Origin of the sequence: Megamonas sp. Calf98-2, from assembly GCF_900110235.1 — a bacterium.
GTDB classification, from domain to species: Bacteria; Bacillota; Negativicutes; order Selenomonadales; family Selenomonadaceae; genus Megamonas; species Megamonas funiformis.
This window is the reverse complement of the sequence record NZ_FOCY01000009.1, coordinates 24,533-44,113: the sequence shown is the minus strand read 5'-3', so window position 1 is coordinate 44,113 and position 19,581 is coordinate 24,533. Positions and strand designations below refer to the sequence as shown.

Here is a 19,581-nt window from a genome sequence, read left to right as displayed (position 1 = left end):
ATGATAAGTGTAAGTATGTATTTTTTTTTAGAAAAATGCTAGAATAATTTTATTATAAAGATAAAGAGGTGCTTTGATATGAAAATTGGAATTATTAGCGATACACATGGTTGTCATGAAAGATTTTCACTTGCTTTTGATAAATATTTTAAAGATGCAGATATGATTATTCATGCAGGAGATGTTTTATATCATGGACCAAGAAATCCTATGCTTTCCGATTATAATCCTGCTAAACTTGCAGAAAAATTAAATGCTTGTAGTATGCCTGTGGTTATCTGCCGTGGTAATTGTGATAGTGAAGTTGATACTTTAGTATTAGATATGCCAATTCAAGCACCATATACTTATGTAGTAGCAGAAGGTTTAAAAATAGTTACTACTCATGGTCATTATGTAGAAACAGATGAAGCAAAAGATAAAATGGCTAAAGCTTTAAAAGCAGATATTTTCATTTCTGGTCATGTGCATATTAATGTTTTAGAAAAAAGAGGAAATACAGTATTTTTAAATCCGGGTTCTCCATCACTTAGTAAACGTGAAGATAATAGAGCAACTGTAGCTGTATTAGAGGATAAAACTATTAAAATTATCGATATAGATACAGATGAAGTGATAATGACTTTGACATTATGATAAGAATTGCTATAATAAGTGAGGATACAAATGAAATCAGTTGTATCCTCACTTATTTTGTATAGGTAATTAGTATTTTTAGAAGAAAAGAAGAAATGGTAGGTAATTATGTTCAATATTAGAGAGCATCGAACACTGCGTCGGTTAGATTTGCCTTTGACTTTAGCAGTCATTGGAATTTTAATAGTAGGTCTTATTACAATAGCTAGTGCAACTCATGTAAATACACCTAGCGATGATAGATATTGGTATTTACAAAGACAGGGCATGTTTGCAGTTGGTGGATTGATTTGGGCTTTTATGATAACGAATTTTTTCGATTATCGAGCTTTGAAAAATTGGGGTAATAAGATATATATTTTCAATTTAATCATGTTACTTGCTGTTATGTTTTTCGGTCATGCAGCATTGGGGGCACAGCGTTGGATACAGATAGGGCCTATCAGTATACAGCCATCAGAGTTTTCTAAAGTAATTATGATTATCGCTTTGGCGACATTATTAGAAAGTCGAATTGGACATCTAAGCAAATGGAGAGAAGTAATACCAGTTGCTTTATTTGTTTTAGTGCCGTTCTTATTAGTAGCAAAACAGCCGGATTTGGGTACAGGTTTAGTATTTTTAGCTATTTTCTTGGGTATGATTTTCGTCGCAGGTATTAGTTTAAAAATATTAGGTATTGTATTTGGTGCATTTTTGGCGATGTTGCCGATAATATGGCAATTTTTACATGATTATCAAAAAATGCGTATCATGGTATTTATTGACCCAAATGTTGACCCACTAGGCTCAGGATATCATATTATACAATCGAAAATAGCCATTGGTTCGGGAATGCTTTTTGGTAAAGGTCTTTTTGGTGGTACACAAAGTCAATTAAACTTCTTACCAGAAAATCATACGGACTTTATTTTCGCCGTTGTTGGTGAAGAATTTGGTTTTATTGGTGCAGCATTTTTATTATGTCTGTATTTAATCGTATTGTGGCGTGGTGTTAAAATAGCGCGAGAATGTAAAGACGCTTTTGGTATGTTATTAGCTTCAGGAATTACCTCTATGTTAGCTTTCCATTTATTAGTAAATGTAGGTATGACAATGGGGGTTATGCCAGTAACAGGTATACCACTTCCTCTTATGAGTTATGGTGTAAGTTCATTGTTGACGAATGTAACATGTTTAGGCTTATTGATGAATATTCATATGAAGCAACAAAGTTTACACTTTTAATTTTTAGTCGAATAATTAATTTTCATTATTCGTTTTAAAATAATATGGAGATGTAGTGAAATCTTTTCCATATGGTTTAAACGGATTAAAGCATAAATTATATAATTCAGTAGCGTAAGTATCTATAGCTAACATTTCTTCAAACGTTGTCAATTTTTGTTGGCAACGTTTTTTGCTGTCTAAATATGATGTTGTTTTAGTTATAATAGGAATAGAAGCATTTTTTTTTATTTGTTTAAGTAATTCTGTACCCTTATCATTAAAAGCTAAAACACGGGCATATAAAGCGCCTGTATCATCAAATCTTTGTATAAGGTCTTTAGTTATATTTAGTAGTAAATATAATGTTAAACGTTGTAAATTTGTCAAAGGATATCTTTTTGATTTTAATTTTTGAAAGAAATCTTGTAAATTGATAGCTTCATTGGCAGTTTTTAACAATTTATATTCTAATCCTTCGCGAATACCATAAATTTTTGTTAATTCATCAAGTTTAGCTAGTCGTAATTTACTGATTAAATTACTAAACAGATAATCTAAATGAGGTAAATCTTTTGTTTGATGAATTTCTTGCAAAAGAAAATAAGTTTCATCTGGTACAACTTGTTTAAGCTTGGAAAAGTTGCTATTATTTGTATATAAAGAATGGCGAATGGCTGTACCACTAGCAAAATTTTCTTGATAATTCAAGTCATTATGTTCTGCTTTCATGCGTTGAATAATATTTACGGTTAAAGGCTTTTCTAAATTTAAATTAGCTTTTAGATATTCAATGCCTAAAATAGTATTAGGTGCTTTTAAAATATCTTCAGAAATATTGGTGAGATTACTTAAAACTTCACTAGTTACAGCAGCATATGATTGACCATCAGCAAGTTTATTTTTTAACATTTGTTGAAATTTTTCACTTTGAGAAGTTTGGGCAATAAATGTTAACTCTTTTTCATTAGTGTATTCGCTACCAAAACAAATAGTATCTACACAGTGTAATTTATGCAGTAAGTCAATGCCACCTTTGGCAAAATATTGGGCGCTACGAACCGCAAATACAAAAGGAAGTTCAATGACTAAATCAATGCCATTAGCTACAGCAAGTTTAGCTCTTTGCCATTTATCAACTAGAGCAATTTCTCCACGTTGCGTGAAATTACCACTCATAACAGCGATGAAATAGCTGTCAGGAAAATTTTCTTTATGTTTTTGAATGAGATGTTTATGACCATTATGAAATGGATTATATTCACTAATAATTCCAGTTATTGACATTTTTAATTCACTTTCTTTGATTTTTATTTTATAATTTTTTTAGCGATAAAAAATATTTTAGCATAGAAGTAAAATTTTTCCTAAAAATTTTACTTGGATTGTTTGACAAAATATATAGCTACGGCTATAATGAATTGAGGTTGATTGCAATGATGAAAATAAATGTATCGGAAATAGCTGAACAAATTGGTCATGAAAAGGCTTTTAGTTTTGATGCAAAACCCGAAGACATTGGGCCACTTTTAGATGATTGTAAATTAGAAGGTCCCATCATGGTCAAAGGAACCGCAACTAATACTGGTACTTGTTTTCGCTTAGAGGGAAAGATTTTTTGCACTATTTCAGAGATTTGTGATAGATGTTTAGAATATTTCCAGACAAAAAGTGAATATTCTTTTGCGGAAGAATATACAAGAGATGAAGAATTTGCAAAAATTAAAGAGATAAATCATTTTGACGGCGATATTATTAATATCGGCGATTTAGTGCGTGATATTATAATTTCTGCTCAGCCGACAAAACATTTATGTTCCAAATATTGCAAAGGATTATGTAGTGTATGCGGTGCTAATTTGAATAAAACCGAATGCGGTTGCAATAGGGAAAGTATTGACCCAAGACTTGCAGCTTTGCAGGATTTATTGAAAAAATAGGTAAAAGCAATTTAGCTTGAAGAACCTTTAGTTATTTAAGGAGGTGTGTAGTAAATGGCAGTACCTAAGCGTAAAATGTCAAAAGCTCGTCGTGACAGACGTCGTGCTAACTGGAAATTAGAAGCTCCTGGTTATGTTGCATGCCCTCAGTGTCATGAACCAAAAATGCCTCATCATGTTTGCACTGAATGTGGTTATTATGATGGTAAAGAAGTTATCGCTTCTGCAGAATAATTTTCTGGAGCGAATTAGTATGCTCCCTTTATAGATATAGTGATATTAAATTTCTCTATCTATAAAGGGAGCATATTTTATTTTATAGTAAAAATAAATGTATTTTTGAGTTGGATTTTATCTTGTATAGTCAATTAGTTAAGGGAAATTATACTTGCCAATTAGAAAAAAAGTTTGTATAATAACCAATTGTAACTGATTATATTATCTGGTACTAAAAGTTGGTGTGAAGGATGACACGTGAAAAAAAGCGAATAAGACAAAGTCTATTAATAGATTATGTGAAATCCAAACCCTTCTTTACGGATGAGGAATTGGCAAAACTTTTGAATGTTAGTATACAGACTATTAGGTTAGACCGTTTAGAGCTAGGTATACCAGAGCTTAGAGAGCGAGTAAAACAATTAGCTGAAGCTACGCAGAAAAAAGTTAAATCTATTAGTAGTAGTGAAGTTTCTGGGGAACTATTAGAATTAGAATTGGGAAAATCAGGCATTTCGCTAATGAATATCACTGAAGATATGGTTTTTGAAAAAACTAAAATAGCAAAAGGTGCATATATGTTTGCACAGGCAAATTCATTAGCATTAGCATTGATTGATGCTCCCATGGCGGTAACAGGTGTTGCTAATATAAAATATAAAGCTCCAGTTCGTGTTGGCGATAAATTAATCGCTAAAGCAGAGTTAAAACACAAACGAGGAAATAAATTCTTTGTTTGGGTGAAAATTAAAAATGTTACAGAAGAAGTTTTTAGAGCAAAATTTATTCTTGTTTCATTAGAAGATAATGGAGGATCCGAGGTATGAAAATTGCAGTAGATGCTATGGGCGGAGATTTTGCACCTAAAGAAATTGTAGCAGGTGCAATACTTGCAGCTAAACGCTATGATTGTGAAATTGTACTAGTCGGTGATCAAACTCAAATTCAAAAAGAGTTAGATAAAAATTATCCAGAATGGAGAAAAAGTACCATCTCCATTCATCATGCTAGTGATGTAGTGGGCATGGGTGAACACCCTGGAGTAGCAGTGCGTAGAAAAAAAGATTCTTCTATCGTTGTAGCTACTCGTTTAGTAAAAGAAGGCAAATGTGATGCTGTATTATCTGCAGGCAATACAGGTGCAGCAGCAGCATCAGCGTTATTTATTTTAGGCAGAATAAAGGGAATTGATAGACCTTCAATTGCTACACCTATACCTACAGGAAAAGGTAGCGTTACTTTATTGTTAGATTCAGGTGCAAATGTAGATTGTAAACCAAAGCATCTTTGCCAAAGTGCATTGATGGGGTCAATCTATGCCAAATGTATGCTAGGATTAGAAAATCCAGCTGTAGGTTTATTAAATATTGGTGAAGAAGCAACTAAAGGCAATGAACAGGCTCAAGCGACATATCCTATGTTAAAAAGCATGAAAACTATTAATTTCAAAGGAAATGCTGAAGGTCGAGATGTACCAACAGGTCAATTTGACGTGGTAGTTTGCGATGGATTTGTAGGAAATGTTGTTTTAAAATTTGCTGAAGGTTTAGCAAAAACTTTAGTTAGTTTAGCTAAAGAAGCCATAAATAAGGGTGGTATATTAGCTAAATTAGGAGCATTAATGTTAATGCCTGCCTTAAAAAAATTAGGAAAAGATATAGATGTTTCTGAATATGGTGGAGCTCCTTTACTAGGAGTAAATGGTTGTTGTATAATATCTCATGGTAGTTCTAATGCAAAAGCTATTTGTAGCGCTATTAGACAGGCCAGTGAATTTGTACAAAAAGATGTAATAACTCAAATTCGAGACAATATAGACAAGGAGGAGATTTGGAGCCATGACACTGAAGTTAAATAGTGTAGGCATTATTGGAATAGGATATCATGTTCCAGAAAAAATCCTCACTAATGCAGATATTGAAAAATTAGTAGATACTAATGACGAATGGATAACAGAACGTACAGGTATCAAAGAAAGACGTATTTCTGCAAAAGATGAGCCAACATCAGAATTAGCGTATAAAGCTGCTATTAAAGCTTTAGAAGATGCGAAAGTATCTGCTGAAGAATTAGATATGATAATAGTAGCGACAATTTCTGCCGATTGTAATACCCCATCAACAGCATGTATTTTGCAAGAAAAATTGGGAGCTAAAAATGCAGCAGCTTTTGATTTATCTGCGGCATGTTCTGGTTTTGTTTATGGGTCTGCAATTGCAACACAGTTTATTGAAACTGGCGTTTACAAAAAAGTATTAGTTGTAGGTGCTGAAACATTATCTAAATTTGTAAATTGGCACGACAGAAATACTTGTATCATCTTTGCCGATGGAGCAGGTGCTGCTGTATATGGTGAAGTTGAACAAGGCTATGGTATGTTATCTTTTGATTTAGGTGCTGATGGAAGTGGAGCTACCACTATTGAAATTCCAGGTGGGGGAAGTAAACATCCAGCAGACCAAGAATCTATAGATAATCATATGCATTGCTTGCATATGAACGGAAAAGAAACATTCCGCTTTGCTGTAAAAGCTATGGGTTCTACAGTAATGAAATCTTTAGAACGTGCTGGATTGCAAAAAGAAGATATTGATTATTTAATTCCGCATCAGGCAAATATTCGTATTATTGAATCTGCAGCAAAACGTTTGCATTTACCAATGGATAAAGTATTTGTAAATATAGAAAAATATGGTAATGCATCAGCGGCATCTATTCCAATTGCAATGGCTGAAGCTTATCAATCTGGAAAATTGAAAAAAGGCGAAATCATAGCTCTTTCTGGTTTTGGTGCAGGTCTTACATGGGCATCTTGCATTATGAAATGGGCTAAGGAGGACTAAACAATGTTCGAAAATAATCCTATCTGTAAATTATTAAATATTAAATATCCAATTTTTCAAGGTGGTATGGCTTGGCTTGGTACAGCTGAATTAGCAGCTGCAGTATCTAATGCTGGTGGTCTTGGAATAATTGGTGCTGGACATATGCCTCCTGATCTTTTAAGAGCTGAAATTCAAAAAGTAAAACAATGGACAGACAAACCATTTGGTGTAAATATTATGCTTATGTCTCCATTTGTTAAAGAAGTTATTCAAGTAGTGCTTGATGAACGTGTACCAGTTGTAACAACAGGGGCAGGAAATCCTGGTGAATATATACCTGCATTTAAAGAAATTGGTACTAAAGTAATACCAGTTGTTGCATCAGTCGCACTTGCAAAACGTTTAGCTCGTACTGGTGTTGATGCACTTATTGCCGAAGGAACAGAAAGTGGCGGACATGTAGGAGAAATCACTACAATGACACTCGTACCTCAAGTTGTGGATGCAGTAGATATCCCAGTTATTGCAGCTGGTGGTATAGCTGACGCTCGTGGCATGATGGCAGCATTTGCTCTTGGTGCTCAGGGCGTACAAATGGGTTCAAGATTTGTAGTTTCTAGTGAATGTATCGCTCACGAAAATTATAAAAAATTAGTTTTACGTGCAAAAGACCGTTCTACTGTTGTAACAGGTCGTTCTACAGGGCACCCTGTACGCGTTATAGCTAATAAATTAACTCGTAAATTTGATGAATTAGAAAAAGCAAATGCACCAGTTGAAGAAATTGAAAAATTAGGTGCAGGTGGATTAAATCTTGCAGCAAGAAAAGGCGATGTAGAAATGGGTTCTGTAATGATTGGACAGATTGCAGGTATGTTAAACGAAATAAAACCTGTTCAAGAAATTATAGATGATATCGTAAATAATCTTGCTAAAGTGATGGAAAGCACACAAAACATTTGCAAATAAATAATAAATTTATAAAAATAATGGCGAAAGGGTGATTACTAAATGAGTAAACTCGCATTTTTATTTCCAGGACAAGGTTCTCAAGTAGTGGGAATGGGTAAAGATTTTTATGACAAATATGATATTGCGAAAAAGTTATTTAAAGAAGCTGATGAAGCACTTGGTTACTCCATCATGGACATGTGCTTTAACGGACCAGCAGAAGATTTAAAACTTACAGCAAATACTCAACCTGCTATTTTGACTATGAGCGTTATTTGTAACGAATTATTAAAAGAAAACGGAATTGCTCCAGAAATCGTAGGCGGTCATAGTTTAGGTGAATACTCTGCACTTGTAGCAGCAGGCTCTTTAAAATTTGCAGATGCAGTATATCTCGTTCATAAACGTGGTATGTATATGCAAGAAGCTGTTCCTGTTGGTGAAGGCGGAATGGCAGCTGTAATTGGTCTTGATCGTGATAAAATTGTAGAAATCTGTGAAGAAGTAAGTGCAAGCACTGCTTTAGTACAGGCTGTAAACTTCAACTGCCCAGGTCAGATTGTAATTGCAGGTACTGCTAAAGGTGTAGAAAAAGCTAGTGAAGAAATGACAAAAGCTGGTGCAAAAAAATGTGTTATTTTACCAGTTAGTGCACCATTCCATAGTAAATTAATGGAACCTGCAGCTGAAAAACTTGCTGTAGAACTTGATAAAGTTGTTGTATCTGATGCTACTATTCCAGTAGTAACAAATGTTACAGCTGAAGCTTTAACAAAAGCAGAAGATATCAAAGTAAGTCTTGTAAAACAAGCTGCAAGCCCTGTAAAATGGGAAGATTGTATCGCAACAATGAAAGATTTTGGTGCTGATACTTATGTTGAAGTAGGTCCAGGTAAAGTTTTATGTGGATTTAATAAACGTATTGACCGTAAATTGAAATCTTTAAACGTAGAAAATATAGAATCTCTTGAAAAAACTCTTGACTATTTCAAGGAGGTTCGATAATATGCTTTTAGATGGTAAGGTTGCGTTAGTAACAGGAGCATCTCGTGGAATTGGTCGTGCAGTTGCTATTGAACTTGCAAAAGAAGGTGCTACTGTAGCTATCAATTATGCAGGAAATGTGGCTGCTGCTGAAGAAGTAAAGAATATAATTACTGATATGGGCGGCAAAGCTATGATTGTTCAAGCTGACGTTAGTGATGAACAGGCTGCTAGTGAAATGGTAGAAAAAGTAATAGCTGAATTTGGACAGATTGATATTTTAGTAAATAATGCGGGTATAACTCGTGATGGTTTATTCATTCGTATGAAATCTCAGGATTGGAATGCTGTTATTAATACAAATTTAACAGGTATTTTTAACTGTACAAAAGTAGCGGCAAAATATATGATGAAAAAACGTTCTGGAAAAATTATCAATATGACTTCTGTTTCTGGTATAATGGGAAATATAGGTCAGACAAATTATTCTGCAGCTAAAGCTGGTGTAATTGGTTTTACAAAATCTTTAGCTCGTGAAATGGCTAGTCGTGGTATTACCGTTAACGCTGTAGCTCCTGGTTTTATTGCTACTGATATGACAGCAGCTATGCCAGAAAAAGCACAGGCTCAAGTAGTGGGCTCTATTCCACTTGGCAAAATGGGTCAGCCAGAAGATATTGCAAATGCAGTAGTATTTTTGGCATCTGATAAGGCTTCATATATTACAGGACAGGTTGTCAATGTAGATGGCGGTATGGTAATGTAATAATGAATAAATAAATAAATAAAAGGTTATTCTGAGGAGGAGGTGACGAGGAATGGCTACTTTTGATAAAGTAAGAGATATCGTTGTTGATCAGTTAGGCGTTGAAGCTGATGAAGTTAATATCGATTCTACTTTCATCGACGATTTAGGTGCAGATTCTCTTGACATTGTTGAATTAATCATGGCTTTCGAAGAAGAATTCGGTATTGAAATTCCTGACGAAGCTGCTGAAAAAATTAAAACAGTTCAGGACGTTGTATCCTATATAGACCAAAATAAATAATTTTAGCGTTTCCTTAGAAAAGTCCCGTGGTTACTCCACGGGACTTTCTAAAGATAATAGAAGAAAAGCGGATTGGAGGAGTTATTTTTGAAACTTCCTGAATTAAAAATTGGCAATAAAATTGCAAAAGTACCTATTATTCAGGGGGGCATGGCTGTTAGATTATCAACGGCAAGAATTGCAGCTGCTGTTGCTAATGAAGGCGGCATTGGTTTGATTGCTGCATCTGGTATGCCTACTGATGAATTAAGGTATGAAATTCGCTTGGCGCGATCTTTAACGTCTGGAATTATTGGTATTAACATCATGGTTGCAGCTAGAGGTTTTAGTGAAATTGTAAAAACTGCTATCGAAGAAGGTATTGACCTTGTAGTAGCTGGTGCAGGATTTTCCCGCGATATGTTTGGTCTTGGACAAGAATCTGGTACACCAATCGTACCGATTGTTTCATCTGTTAAATTAGCGAAAATATCCCAACGTCTTGGCGCTGCTGCTATTGTGGTTGAAGGAAAAGAAGCTGGCGGACATTTAGGAACTAGTACATCTATACGTGAATTAATTCCTGATATCGCAAAAGCTGTGGATATTCCTGTTGTTGCAGCAGGCGGAGTGCTTTCCGGTCAAGACATTGTTGATCTTATAAAGATGGGCGCAAGTGGTGTACAAATGGGTTCACGCTTTGCTGCCAGTGAAGAATCCAATGCAGCTCCGGCTTTAAAAAGATTTTATTTAAAATCTAAACCGGACGACATTGTAGTTATACACAGCCCAGTAGGTCTTCCAGGACGTGCTGTAAGAAATCCATTTGCAGATAAAATAATGGTAGGCCCAGTTCCTCCAAAAGGATGTAAAGCATGTTTAAAGAGCTGTAAACATAATTTCTGTATAATTGATTCATTGATTCGTGCAGAACAGGGAGACGTAGAAAATGGTCTGGTATTTACAGGCGAATATATACACAGAATCAAAGAAATATTGCCAGTTAGAGAGATAATTTCTAGAATAAAATCGGAAGTTGCGGCAATAGATTAAATGAGAGGTGTTTGTTTTGACAAATAGAGTAGTTATTACTGGTTTAGGAGCAATTTCCCCTATTGGTATTGGTAAAGATGCTTTTTGGCAAGGTCTTCTTGCAGGTAAAAGCGGTATAGATAAAATTACACATTTTGACGCTAGTGATTTTAAAGCTCAGATTGCAGCAGAAGTAAAAGATTTTAATGCTGCTGATTTTATCGATAGAAAAGAAGCAAAACGCATGGATAGATATACTCAATTTGCTATTGCAGCAACTAAACTTGCGTTTGAAGATGCAAATATGGATTTATCTAAAGAAGATAAAGAACGTATTGGCGTATTTATTGGTAGTGGTATTGGTGGTATTGAAACATTACATGATCAATACAATACTATATTCACTAAGGGTCCAGGTCGTGTAAGTCCTTTCTGTGTGCCTATGATGATTAGCAATATGGCAGCAGGCATGACTTCTATTACATTTGGTCTTCAAGGCCCTAGCGTTTGCCCTGTAACAGCTTGTGCAACTGGTACAAATGCTATTGGTGATGCTATGCGTGTTATTCAGCGCGGTGAAGCAGATGTAATGGTTGCTGGTGGTACAGAAGCTTGTATTTCTCCACTTCCAGTAGCAGGTTTTGCTTCTATGAAAGCTCTTTGCACAGATATGAACGACAATCCACAAAAAGCTTCTCGTCCATTTGATAAAAACCGTAGTGGTTTTATCATGGGTGAAGGTGCTGGTATTGTTATTTTAGAAAGCTATGAACATGCAGTAGCTCGTGGTGCTGAAATTTATGCTGAGCTCGCAGGTTATGCTTCAACTTCTGATGCTTATCATATGACTAGCCCAGATCCAGAAGCAAAACAGTCTGCTCGTTGTTTCACAAATGTAGTAAAAGATGCAAGTCTTGAATTAACAGATATTGATTATATCAATGCTCATGGTACATCTACTCCATTGAATGAAAGAACTGAAACAGCAGCTATTAAACGTGCTTTTGGTGCTCATGCGTATAAATTATCTATCAGCTCTATTAAATCCATGATAGGACACCTTCTCGGTGCTGCTGGTGGTATTGAATGTATCGCTACAGCTTTAGCTGTTAAAAATGATATTATGCCTGCTACAATCAACTATGAAACTCCAGATGAAGAATTAGATTTGGATTATGTACCAAATGTTGCTAGAGAAAAAGTTATCAATGCAGCTATTTCTGATTCTTTAGGTTTTGGCGGTCATAATGCAGCTATTTTATTGAAAAAACTTAAGTAAATCAGGTTTTATAAATGAATTTATCAGAAAAACGCAAACAAAAATTAGGGGAATTAGTCGTTAGATTAGGTGTTAAGTTTAATGATTTAAATTTATTAAATCAAGCTTTGACACATACCTCGTATGCTAATGAGGCTAAAGACCATAGTCTTCATAATGAGCGTTTGGAGTTTTTAGGTGATGCTGTTTTAGAATTAGCTTCTAGCACATATTTATTTAAAACTTTTACGCAAATGCCTGAAGGTGAAATGACAAAAGCTCGTGCCTCTGTTGTTTGTGAGACAAGTTTAGCGAAACTTGCTATGAATTTAAATGTTGGGCAATATTTGTTATTGGGTAAAGGCGAACGCTTAACTGGTGGAGAACATAGACCATCAATTTTAGCAGATGCTTTTGAGTCAATTATTGGAGCTATTTATTTAGACCAAGGTTGGCAGACTGCCTACGAATATGTGCTTGATAAATTAAATGAAGAATTTATTGCTGTAAAATATGGATATAATTTAAAAGATTATAAGACTATTTTGCAAGAAGTAGTGCAGGCAAAAGGACAACATGTTGAGTACAAATTATTGGCAGAAACAGGTCCAGACCATGCAAAAACTTTTGAATTTGCTGTAGTTGTTGATAAAAAAATTGATGGCAAAGGAAAAGGCACTACTAAAAAAGAAGCTGAACAACATGCAGCTTATGAAGCATTAAAAAAATATGGTATAGAGAAATAAAAAAAGGTTAAGACAGATGATGAGACATACTCATTTGTCTTAACCTTTTTTATTTGATGGTAAATATTTTATTTTGAAGAAGATGAAAAATTTTTTTCAATTTTAGATAATAATAAAATATTTTCTTCTTTAGTTAAGCTTTTTTCTACATCAGAAATTACAGAAATATCCACTTCGTTTAAAGTATCAATAAGCTCGATACCTTTATTTGTTGTAGATAAAAAAACGCTCTTTTATCGTTAGGATTGGGAGCTCTTTTAATTAAAGATTTTTGTTCTAATTTGTCGACAAGAACTTTTACATTATTAGGGTCTTTTTGGATAATATCAGCTAATTTTTTTTGAGATATATTTTTATTAATGTGAATTTGATTTAATACTACCCATTGCTCTGGAGTAATATTATATGGGGAAAATTTATGTGTCAAATTTTGATGAGTTTTTCTAGCTATGGTACAAATTGTATATCCTAAAGATTTTTCGAGAAACATTAAAATAACATTTCAAGTTTAAAATATATTTTATTGTAACATAAAATGTAAAGGTGAAGATAGATAAAGGAGTCTAAGATATTTAGACTCCTTTTTAATATTTAGATATTTATTTTATAGAATTAGCGATAGCTCTATCTATTTCTAAAGATAAGTTATTGAGATAATTATCAATGCCTTTTTGACCTAGATAGAATGGATTATTTTCTATGGAAGTAGAATTTACTACATTATTTAATTTAGCATAACCGTTATCAGCGAATAAATGAGCAGTAGTTTCAATAACTGCATTATTATCATGACAATATTGAGCAAAATGTTCTAGGGAAGATTTATATTGGACTTTGTTTTCCATAGATTTAGGAATACCTGTGCCACCCCATTGAGCAGCCATATAAGTTTTACCTTGAGTTTTTACAGGGAAGATAAAAGAAACACAATCAGGAGAATGACCAGGAGTGGATACGACAGTAACAGTAGTATCATCTAAGGTAATTTGTTATCTGTCTGTTAAAAATTCATCTACAGTACATTTTGGTGAACGAGAACCATTTGCTCCATCAAAAGTATTATTCATATAATAAAAATCAGTATTGCTCATAAAGATTTTAGCATTATATTTATTTTTTTAGTATTGTGCTCCACCATAGTGGTCACCGTGCCCATGAGATATTAAGATATCATCAATGATTAATTGGGCGTCGTTATTATCCCATATTGAATCTATGAGTATGATTCCATCAGAAGTTTGCAATGCCCAAACTACAACGCTTTTTGTGCCTATACAATAATGATTGTCAAAAACTTTTGTAGATGTTAGAGGAGTATTATCAAATAATTCACTAGGTAAATTAGGTGGTGGGGCTGTTTGCAATTTATCTTGTGCATAAGCAACATTAGATAATAAAATACAACAGCAAAAGAGTGTAAATAAAATATTTTTTGCTTTGGCAATATAATACATAAAAAATCCTCCTTTATAATAGTACGTATACGTATAAAATTATATTAGTATGTATACGTATTATTAAATAAATAATAATTTTATTTATTTAATAATTTTATTGACATTATTAGTTTAAATATGATAGAATTTTAAGATGTAAGCCTTAAGAAATTAAGGTTTCCCAACCGCACAAAAAGGTTTATAAATAGTCTTTGACTAACCGTAATTGGCGAGTATTAATTAAGGTAGGTGTAATTGAATGTACGCTATTTTCCAGACAGGCGGAAAACAGTATCGTGTTTCCGAAGGTGACGTTATCACTGTTGAAAAAATCGCAGCTAATGAAGGCGATGTTGTAACTTTTGATCAGGTTTTAACTGTTGTTAATGATGCAGATGTTAAAGTTGGTACTCCAGTTGTTGAAGGTGCTAAAATCACTGCAAAAGTTGAAAAACAAGATAAAGCTAGAAAAATCTTAGTTTTCAAATACAAAGCTAAATCCAACTATCGTCGTCGTCAGGGTCATCGTCAGCCTTTCACTAAATTAACTATTGAAAAAATCGAAGCATAATGATAAAAATATCTGTAATGCGTCAAGATGATGATAAAGTCATCGGTCTTTTAATAGAAGGACATGCAGGAGCAGGCGCATATGGTCAAGATATTGTATGTGCGGGGATTTCTGCATTGGCTCAGTCAGTTATTTTAGGTTTGGCAAAACATTTACATCGTGAAATAAATTATGATGTAAAGCCCGGATATTTAAGTGTGGCTCTGAAAGATAAAGCTGATGATTTAACAGAAGCTGTCTTTGCTGTAGCTGTACTTGGTTTTGCGGAAATAGAGAAATCTAATCCAAAAAACGTTTCTGTTCTAAATATCAGGAGGTGAATTTGAATGTTCAATTTTGATTTACAGCTTTTCGCTCATAAAAAAGGTGTTAGTAGTACTCGTAACGGTCGTGATAGCGAATCTAAACGTCTTGGCGTTAAAGAACATGCTGGTACTATCGTTACTGCAGGTAGCATTTTAGTTCGTCAGAGAGGTACTCATTTCCATCCAGGTGCTAACGTAGGCATCGGTAAAGATGATACTTTATTCGCTAAAATTGCTGGTCGTGTTGCTTTCGAACGTAAAGGTCGTTACAACCGTCAAATCAGTGTATACGCTGAATAATTAAGAAATAAAGTCGTAGCCTTTTATTATAAAGGGTTACGGCTTTTTTATTTTTATAAGCGTACTAAAAACGTACTATTATATTCAAGTTTATATATTTTGATGTAATTGTTGTAGTTTTTCAGCTAATTCATTTTGTTTATTTGGATATAAATGAGAATAGGTTTTTAAAGTTGTTTCAATTTTTTCATGTCCTAGACGTTCAGCAATCATCAATGGCGAATAACCTTGTTCAATCAATAGTGAAGCGTGGGAATGTCTAAAATCATGAATGCGAATAGTTTTTAATCCTGCTAATTTAATATAATGTTTAAGCTTATTAAATAAAACAGTTGGCGAAACTTCAAATAATAAATCATGTGATGTAATAAAATCTTTTTGAATATAATTTTTTACAATATCAACTAAAAATTTTGGTAGTGTGATAGTACGTTTACTCTTTTCAGTTTTTGGTGTGGTTATCATTGGCTTGTAGTTTTGAATATAAACCATATTTCTAGTGATGTGTAATAGATTATTTTCAAAATCAAAATCACAAGGGCGAAGGGCTAACAGCTCGCCACGTCGTATACCAGTCCAAAATAAAATATTAAATATAGTGTAATATGGTTCATCAGTATTAACTTTTTTTATAAATTGATTAAATTCGTCTAGTGTAAAAAAGTTTAACTCTTGACCTTTTTTCGAACCTATTGGGTCGCAAAGTTTAACAGGGTTTTTCGGCAAATTATAATATCTAACTGCAAAATTAAATATACAAGATATTTGAGTATTGATAGCCCTTAAATACTGATTAGCTTTAGAATTGGTATCATCTTTAATAGTATTTTGCCATTGTCTAATATTGGTTGGTGTGATTTTATTTATGGCGGTATCTTTAAAATAAGGCAATACATATTTTTCAATGATAGTTGTTTTGGTGTATAAAGTAGATGCTTTTATTCTTGATTTACAATCATCTAAGTATATAGCTACTAGCGAGCTAAATTTCATGTCGCAAGTTCCCGCCATACGTTCGAGAAATTCACGCTCAAAGGCTTGGGCTTCTCGTTTAGTGGTAAAGCCTTCTTTTTTCTTTTTCTTGCGTGTTCCTGTCCAATCAGTATAATAAAAAGTCGTGAACCATGTTCCACGTTGTTCGTTTTTGTAAACAGGCATAAAAAAAACATTCCTTTCAAGTTAAAAAATCGTATACTTAATAAGCCTACCATTTACCAACTTTAAAAAGAATGATATAATTTAGTTGCGATTTAAAGAATGTATCATTCATTTAAAATTGGAATGGTAAGAAGTAGCCCTTTGTTATGTTGGTAGCATAGCGAGGGGCTATTTTTTTATCTAGTTTTAATTTAGATTTTTTTTACATGGTCTTGTAGCCATTGTGTTAGTTCTTCACAACTCATTTTACTGGAAGCAATATCAATGATGATATTTTCTAATTCAATACTTTCATAATCCAATAAAATATCATTGATGTATAAATAGATTAGCATACTGTGGATAGCAGTTCTTTTATTACCGTCATTGAATGGGTGGTTTTTAGTCAATCCATAACAAAGTCTAGAAGCTTTATCAAATATTGTTGGATATAAATCTTGACCTGCAAAACTTTGAAATGGTGAATTTACTGCTGATTGAAGTAAATTCATATCATGGATACCGCTTTCCATTCTATATCTATCAGTAAGTTGTTGATGAAAGTCTAAGATATCATCAAGCAAAATATTTATAATTTGTTTTTCTGTATTCATTTATTTGCTAAATCCTTATATAATTGGTCATTAATTTTCATAAAATAAGCTGAAGCTTCTTTCATTTTTTTGGCTAGTTCAGGACTATTTTTACTTGTGATAATTTTAATCTTAGCATCTGGTACTGTTTTGTTTGTAATATTTTCCATATAAACTCACCTCAATTCAATAATTTAATTTGCTTTACGCTGATGAAACGCTATAACAAAATATTTTGCACTGATACCGCCATGAGTTTTTATCTTGTGGCGGTTTTAGTTTAACTGGTCGAATTCGACTAGTTTAAAAGGGTAAACTTAATAAACCGCCAATACTTTATCAAATCATGACAAAATATGAGCCGTTTTAAGCCGTTTTCTTTTATTAGTGCTTATGATTGTACCTGTGGTTATATTATGACCTTCACAGTGTAATACCATAATCAATAATTCAAACTCAAAATATCGCCCCAATATCTTTATTGGTGGCGGTTTTTTTATTTGGTTGTTTAGGTATTCATAAAATCAAATACATATTTTAATAATCAATTGCCCGAGCAAAGCAATCAATTATTTGATGCATAAATAGGTACTTGCCCGATGTATCTATTTATTATCTATAGATGTATTTATTTTTATTTTTATTGCTTCATAATCTTTTTTTATCTTTTGATTAAAATGTTGATTTCTGTATCTATTAATATTTTTAATTGCTCTTGAGGCTTTTATTATATCAGTATACATACCATTATTCGCTTTTAAAAATTCAGTTATTCCCTCATCTGTTATGTCTTTTTCAGTTATACACTGCATAGCCTTAGACAATGTTTCTATATAATACGAACCGCCTGTAATAATCTCATTAATAATATTTATTTGTATATACTCTTTAAAAAAATATTTAATTTCTTCTTCTTGTTGATTTTTAAGTTTATTAAAACTATTAATAAAGTCATTTTTATTAATATCCACATTAAATATTAGTGAATTACATTTTAATTTTACAAGTAAATATATAAAATCTTTATCTATATTATTAATTTCTATATCAAAATATGCTGATGTTGTTTTATTTAAAAGAAATATTTCGTCTAATAATTTCTTTAATCGTTTGTCTTCTTTATTCCCTAATATATTTGATGTTCGTCCTAGTAAATCATCTGTAGACACTTCTAATAAGTCGGCTATTTTGCATAAAGTATCAAATTTAGGTTCACGTCCTCTGACTTCATACCCTACATAAGTATTAGGCGGAATTCCTAGAGTATTGGCAAACTCTTTGGCGGATTTATAACCCGCTTTTTCTCTATAATGTTTTAAATTTTCTTGAAAGCTCATATATTTCACCTCTTAATAATATTATACAGCTCAAAAGAGCTTAATTCAACAAAAAATATAAAAAATAAGAACAAAATAGCATTGATTTTTTATAAATAAAATAATATAATATTTTTAAGCTTATTTGAGCTTATTATGTTTTTATATGTAATAATAGTTCATTTTGGACAAAGGAGGATATAAAATGCTAATAAAACTTAATAAAAGAAATTTTGATAATGCTATGGCTAAAAAATTATTTAATCCTACAGACCTAGCCAAACAAGCTGGATTATCTGACGCTACAATCGGAAGTATTATCAAAGATAATGGCTTTAAAAGTCATAATGCACTTGGTAGAGTAGCAAAAGCTTTAGAGGTTGAGCCAATAGAGTTAATACAAGATGAGGAATAACCGCTATAAGACAAATAAAAAAGCCCCTAGAATGTCTAGGAGCTATCGAAAGGAAGTTAAAAACATGGATAATCAAAATAATTTAGTTCGTATGTTTAAAAATCAAGTTGTTGTATCTAGTGTACAACTTGCAGAGCATTTTGACAAGGAGCATAAAAATGTTTTACGTTTAACCAGCTCACTTTTGAGCTCGTCCAATAGTGGCAGGCTTTCCAAGCACTTTTTCAAATCAAATTATACTGATGATAAAGGTGAAAAACGTCCAATGTATCTAATGGATAGGGACGGATTTAGTCTGCTTGTTATGAGTTTTAAGGGTGAAAAAGCTTTAAAGTGGAAGTTAGATTTTATTGATGCCTTCAATGCTATGGAGCAAGAAATAAAAACCAATACCAATCAATTAAACGCTAATTTAAAAAATCAGTTAGACATAATATCGAATGAGCTTAAAAATTTAAAAATTCAACGTCATAACTTTTTTATAGAATACGATGAACAAAATGCTTTATTGCATGAAAAACAAGCTGAATTATTAAGATATAAAGCTTTTAGAGATTTAATAATAGCTAAACAGCTAGATAATGACAGTGATGGGTTATCATATGACGATGTTGATGAAATCGACAATAGAATTTTCGGTGAAATAGATTAAATTAATCATCAACTTCATCAACTTAAACATAAAT

27 protein-coding genes are annotated in these 19,581 nt (G+C 32.8%); 19 read left to right on the top strand and 8 right to left on the bottom strand.

Going from position 1 to position 19,581, the window contains the following annotated elements:
- Positions 1–78: 78 nt before the first annotated feature.
- Both yfcE and rodA read left to right on the top strand, forming a co-directional pair.
- A complete protein-coding gene (gene yfcE, locus BMX03_RS04080) occupies positions 79–636 on the top strand; it encodes a phosphodiesterase (RefSeq protein ID WP_008538631.1) in 558 nt (185 codons plus the stop codon).
- 108 nt (positions 637–744) lie between these two features.
- Positions 745–1,863 carry a rod shape-determining protein RodA gene (gene rodA / locus BMX03_RS04075; protein WP_008538630.1) on the top strand — a complete coding sequence of 373 codons (1,119 nt, stop codon included), beginning with the start codon at positions 745–747 and terminating at the stop codon, positions 1,861–1,863.
- A gap of 15 nt (positions 1,864–1,878) precedes the next feature.
- Here rodA and BMX03_RS04070 read toward each other — a convergent pair whose 3' ends face one another.
- Positions 1,879–3,129: a nucleotidyltransferase gene (locus BMX03_RS04070; RefSeq protein ID WP_091693981.1), complete on the bottom strand. Its 1,251-nt coding sequence runs from the start codon at positions 3,127–3,129 to the stop codon at positions 1,879–1,881.
- A 149-nt stretch (positions 3,130–3,278) separates the two neighbouring features.
- Between BMX03_RS04070 and BMX03_RS04065 the strand changes: the two genes are divergently transcribed.
- From BMX03_RS04065 to rnc, 12 genes are all read left to right on the top strand, one after another.
- The gene (locus BMX03_RS04065) at positions 3,279–3,782 is read left to right on the top strand and encodes a YceD family protein (protein WP_075555245.1); all 504 of its coding nucleotides are present in this window, start codon (positions 3,279–3,281) and stop codon (positions 3,780–3,782) included.
- Positions 3,783–3,836: 54 nt separating this feature from the next.
- Entirely contained in the window at positions 3,837–4,016 is a 180-nt protein-coding gene (rpmF, locus tag BMX03_RS04060) for a 50S ribosomal protein L32 (protein ID WP_008538627.1), read from the top strand.
- Positions 4,017–4,249: 233 nt separating this feature from the next.
- Positions 4,250–4,825, top strand: a complete 576-nt coding sequence (gene fapR, locus BMX03_RS04055) for a transcription factor FapR (RefSeq protein ID WP_008538625.1) — start codon at positions 4,250–4,252, stop codon at positions 4,823–4,825.
- Positions 4,822–5,856 carry a phosphate acyltransferase PlsX gene (gene plsX, locus BMX03_RS04050; RefSeq protein ID WP_008538624.1) on the top strand — a complete coding sequence of 345 codons (1,035 nt, stop codon included), beginning with the start codon at positions 4,822–4,824 and terminating at the stop codon, positions 5,854–5,856. Before fapR ends, plsX begins: the two co-directional genes overlap by 4 nt.
- A complete protein-coding gene (locus BMX03_RS04045) occupies positions 5,837–6,841 on the top strand; it encodes a beta-ketoacyl-ACP synthase III (protein ID WP_015562756.1) in 1,005 nt (334 codons plus the stop codon). The genes plsX and BMX03_RS04045 overlap by 20 nt, the downstream gene beginning before the upstream one ends.
- 3 nt (positions 6,842–6,844) lie before the next feature.
- Positions 6,845–7,792, top strand: coding sequence for an enoyl-[acyl-carrier-protein] reductase FabK (gene fabK, locus BMX03_RS04040; protein WP_015562755.1), 948 nt, complete (start codon positions 6,845–6,847; stop codon positions 7,790–7,792).
- A gap of 42 nt (positions 7,793–7,834) precedes the next feature.
- Complete coding sequence (fabD, locus tag BMX03_RS04035; RefSeq protein ID WP_018999060.1) at positions 7,835–8,779, top strand: ACP S-malonyltransferase; 945 nt, start codon at positions 7,835–7,837, stop codon at positions 8,777–8,779.
- Position 8,780: 1 nt separating this feature from the next.
- The gene (gene fabG / locus BMX03_RS04030; protein WP_008538620.1) at positions 8,781–9,524 is read left to right on the top strand and encodes a 3-oxoacyl-[acyl-carrier-protein] reductase; all 744 of its coding nucleotides are present in this window, start codon (positions 8,781–8,783) and stop codon (positions 9,522–9,524) included.
- Between the two features lie 52 nt (positions 9,525–9,576).
- The gene (locus BMX03_RS04025) at positions 9,577–9,807 is read left to right on the top strand and encodes an acyl carrier protein (RefSeq protein WP_008538619.1); all 231 of its coding nucleotides are present in this window, start codon (positions 9,577–9,579) and stop codon (positions 9,805–9,807) included.
- A gap of 87 nt (positions 9,808–9,894) precedes the next feature.
- Positions 9,895–10,839 carry an NAD(P)H-dependent flavin oxidoreductase gene (locus BMX03_RS04020; protein ID WP_022227937.1) on the top strand — a complete coding sequence of 315 codons (945 nt, stop codon included), beginning with the start codon at positions 9,895–9,897 and terminating at the stop codon, positions 10,837–10,839.
- A gap of 16 nt (positions 10,840–10,855) precedes the next feature.
- Entirely contained in the window at positions 10,856–12,097 is a 1,242-nt protein-coding gene (fabF, locus tag BMX03_RS04015; RefSeq protein WP_091693978.1) for a beta-ketoacyl-ACP synthase II, read from the top strand.
- A gap of 14 nt (positions 12,098–12,111) precedes the next feature.
- Entirely contained in the window at positions 12,112–12,822 is a 711-nt protein-coding gene (rnc, locus tag BMX03_RS04010; protein ID WP_018999059.1) for a ribonuclease III, read from the top strand.
- A gap of 178 nt (positions 12,823–13,000) precedes the next feature.
- On the opposite strand, the gene BMX03_RS11340 is transcribed toward rnc, so the two are convergent.
- The 3 genes from BMX03_RS11340 to BMX03_RS11330 form a co-directional block, all read right to left on the bottom strand.
- Positions 13,001–13,249 carry a MarR family transcriptional regulator gene (locus BMX03_RS11340; RefSeq protein ID WP_255361405.1) on the bottom strand — a complete coding sequence of 83 codons (249 nt, stop codon included), beginning with the start codon at positions 13,247–13,249 and terminating at the stop codon, positions 13,001–13,003.
- A 172-nt stretch (positions 13,250–13,421) separates the two neighbouring features.
- Positions 13,422–13,706: an MBL fold metallo-hydrolase gene (locus BMX03_RS11335; protein WP_015562749.1), complete on the bottom strand. Its 285-nt coding sequence runs from the start codon at positions 13,704–13,706 to the stop codon at positions 13,422–13,424.
- Positions 13,707–13,940: 234 nt separating this feature from the next.
- Positions 13,941–14,276, bottom strand: a complete 336-nt coding sequence (locus BMX03_RS11330) for an MBL fold metallo-hydrolase (RefSeq protein WP_015562747.1) — start codon at positions 14,274–14,276, stop codon at positions 13,941–13,943.
- A 241-nt stretch (positions 14,277–14,517) separates the two neighbouring features.
- On the opposite strand from BMX03_RS11330, the gene rplU reads away from it, so the two are divergent.
- From rplU to rpmA, 3 genes are read left to right on the top strand one after another with little or no spacing between them, the layout of a single operon-like run.
- Positions 14,518–14,829 (top strand): 50S ribosomal protein L21, encoded by a 312-nt coding sequence (gene rplU / locus BMX03_RS03995; RefSeq protein ID WP_008538612.1) that lies wholly within the window; start codon positions 14,518–14,520, stop codon positions 14,827–14,829.
- The gene (locus BMX03_RS03990; protein WP_015562746.1) at positions 14,829–15,149 is read left to right on the top strand and encodes a ribosomal-processing cysteine protease Prp; all 321 of its coding nucleotides are present in this window, start codon (positions 14,829–14,831) and stop codon (positions 15,147–15,149) included. Before rplU ends, BMX03_RS03990 begins: the two co-directional genes overlap by 1 nt.
- Positions 15,150–15,155: 6 nt before the next feature.
- A complete protein-coding gene (gene rpmA / locus BMX03_RS03985; RefSeq protein ID WP_008538610.1) occupies positions 15,156–15,434 on the top strand; it encodes a 50S ribosomal protein L27 in 279 nt (92 codons plus the stop codon).
- Positions 15,435–15,524: 90 nt separating this feature from the next.
- On the opposite strand, the gene BMX03_RS03980 is transcribed toward rpmA, so the two are convergent.
- The 4 genes from BMX03_RS03980 to BMX03_RS03970 all read right to left on the bottom strand — a co-directional run bounded on the left by BMX03_RS03980 (position 15,525) and on the right by BMX03_RS03970 (position 18,501).
- Positions 15,525–16,592 (bottom strand): site-specific integrase, encoded by a 1,068-nt coding sequence (locus BMX03_RS03980; RefSeq protein ID WP_091693975.1) that lies wholly within the window; start codon positions 16,590–16,592, stop codon positions 15,525–15,527.
- 191 nt (positions 16,593–16,783) lie between these two features.
- On the bottom strand, positions 16,784–17,185 hold the full coding sequence (locus BMX03_RS03975) for a type II toxin-antitoxin system death-on-curing family toxin (protein WP_091693973.1): 402 nt from the start codon (positions 17,183–17,185) through the stop codon (positions 16,784–16,786).
- Positions 17,182–17,334 carry a hypothetical protein gene (locus BMX03_RS11145; RefSeq protein WP_177159356.1) on the bottom strand — a complete coding sequence of 51 codons (153 nt, stop codon included), beginning with the start codon at positions 17,332–17,334 and terminating at the stop codon, positions 17,182–17,184. The genes BMX03_RS03975 and BMX03_RS11145 overlap by 4 nt, the downstream gene beginning before the upstream one ends.
- 435 nt (positions 17,335–17,769) lie before the next feature.
- Positions 17,770–18,501: a helix-turn-helix domain-containing protein gene (locus BMX03_RS03970; RefSeq protein ID WP_091693970.1), complete on the bottom strand. Its 732-nt coding sequence runs from the start codon at positions 18,499–18,501 to the stop codon at positions 17,770–17,772.
- A 184-nt stretch (positions 18,502–18,685) separates the two neighbouring features.
- Here BMX03_RS03970 and BMX03_RS03965 point away from each other — a divergent pair, with 184 nt between their 5' ends.
- Positions 18,686–18,895, top strand: coding sequence for a helix-turn-helix domain-containing protein (locus tag BMX03_RS03965; RefSeq protein WP_091693968.1), 210 nt, complete (start codon positions 18,686–18,688; stop codon positions 18,893–18,895).
- A gap of 64 nt (positions 18,896–18,959) precedes the next feature.
- Positions 18,960–19,547: a Rha family transcriptional regulator gene (locus BMX03_RS03960; RefSeq protein WP_177159355.1), complete on the top strand. Its 588-nt coding sequence runs from the start codon at positions 18,960–18,962 to the stop codon at positions 19,545–19,547.
- Positions 19,548–19,581: the final 34 nt, after the last annotated feature.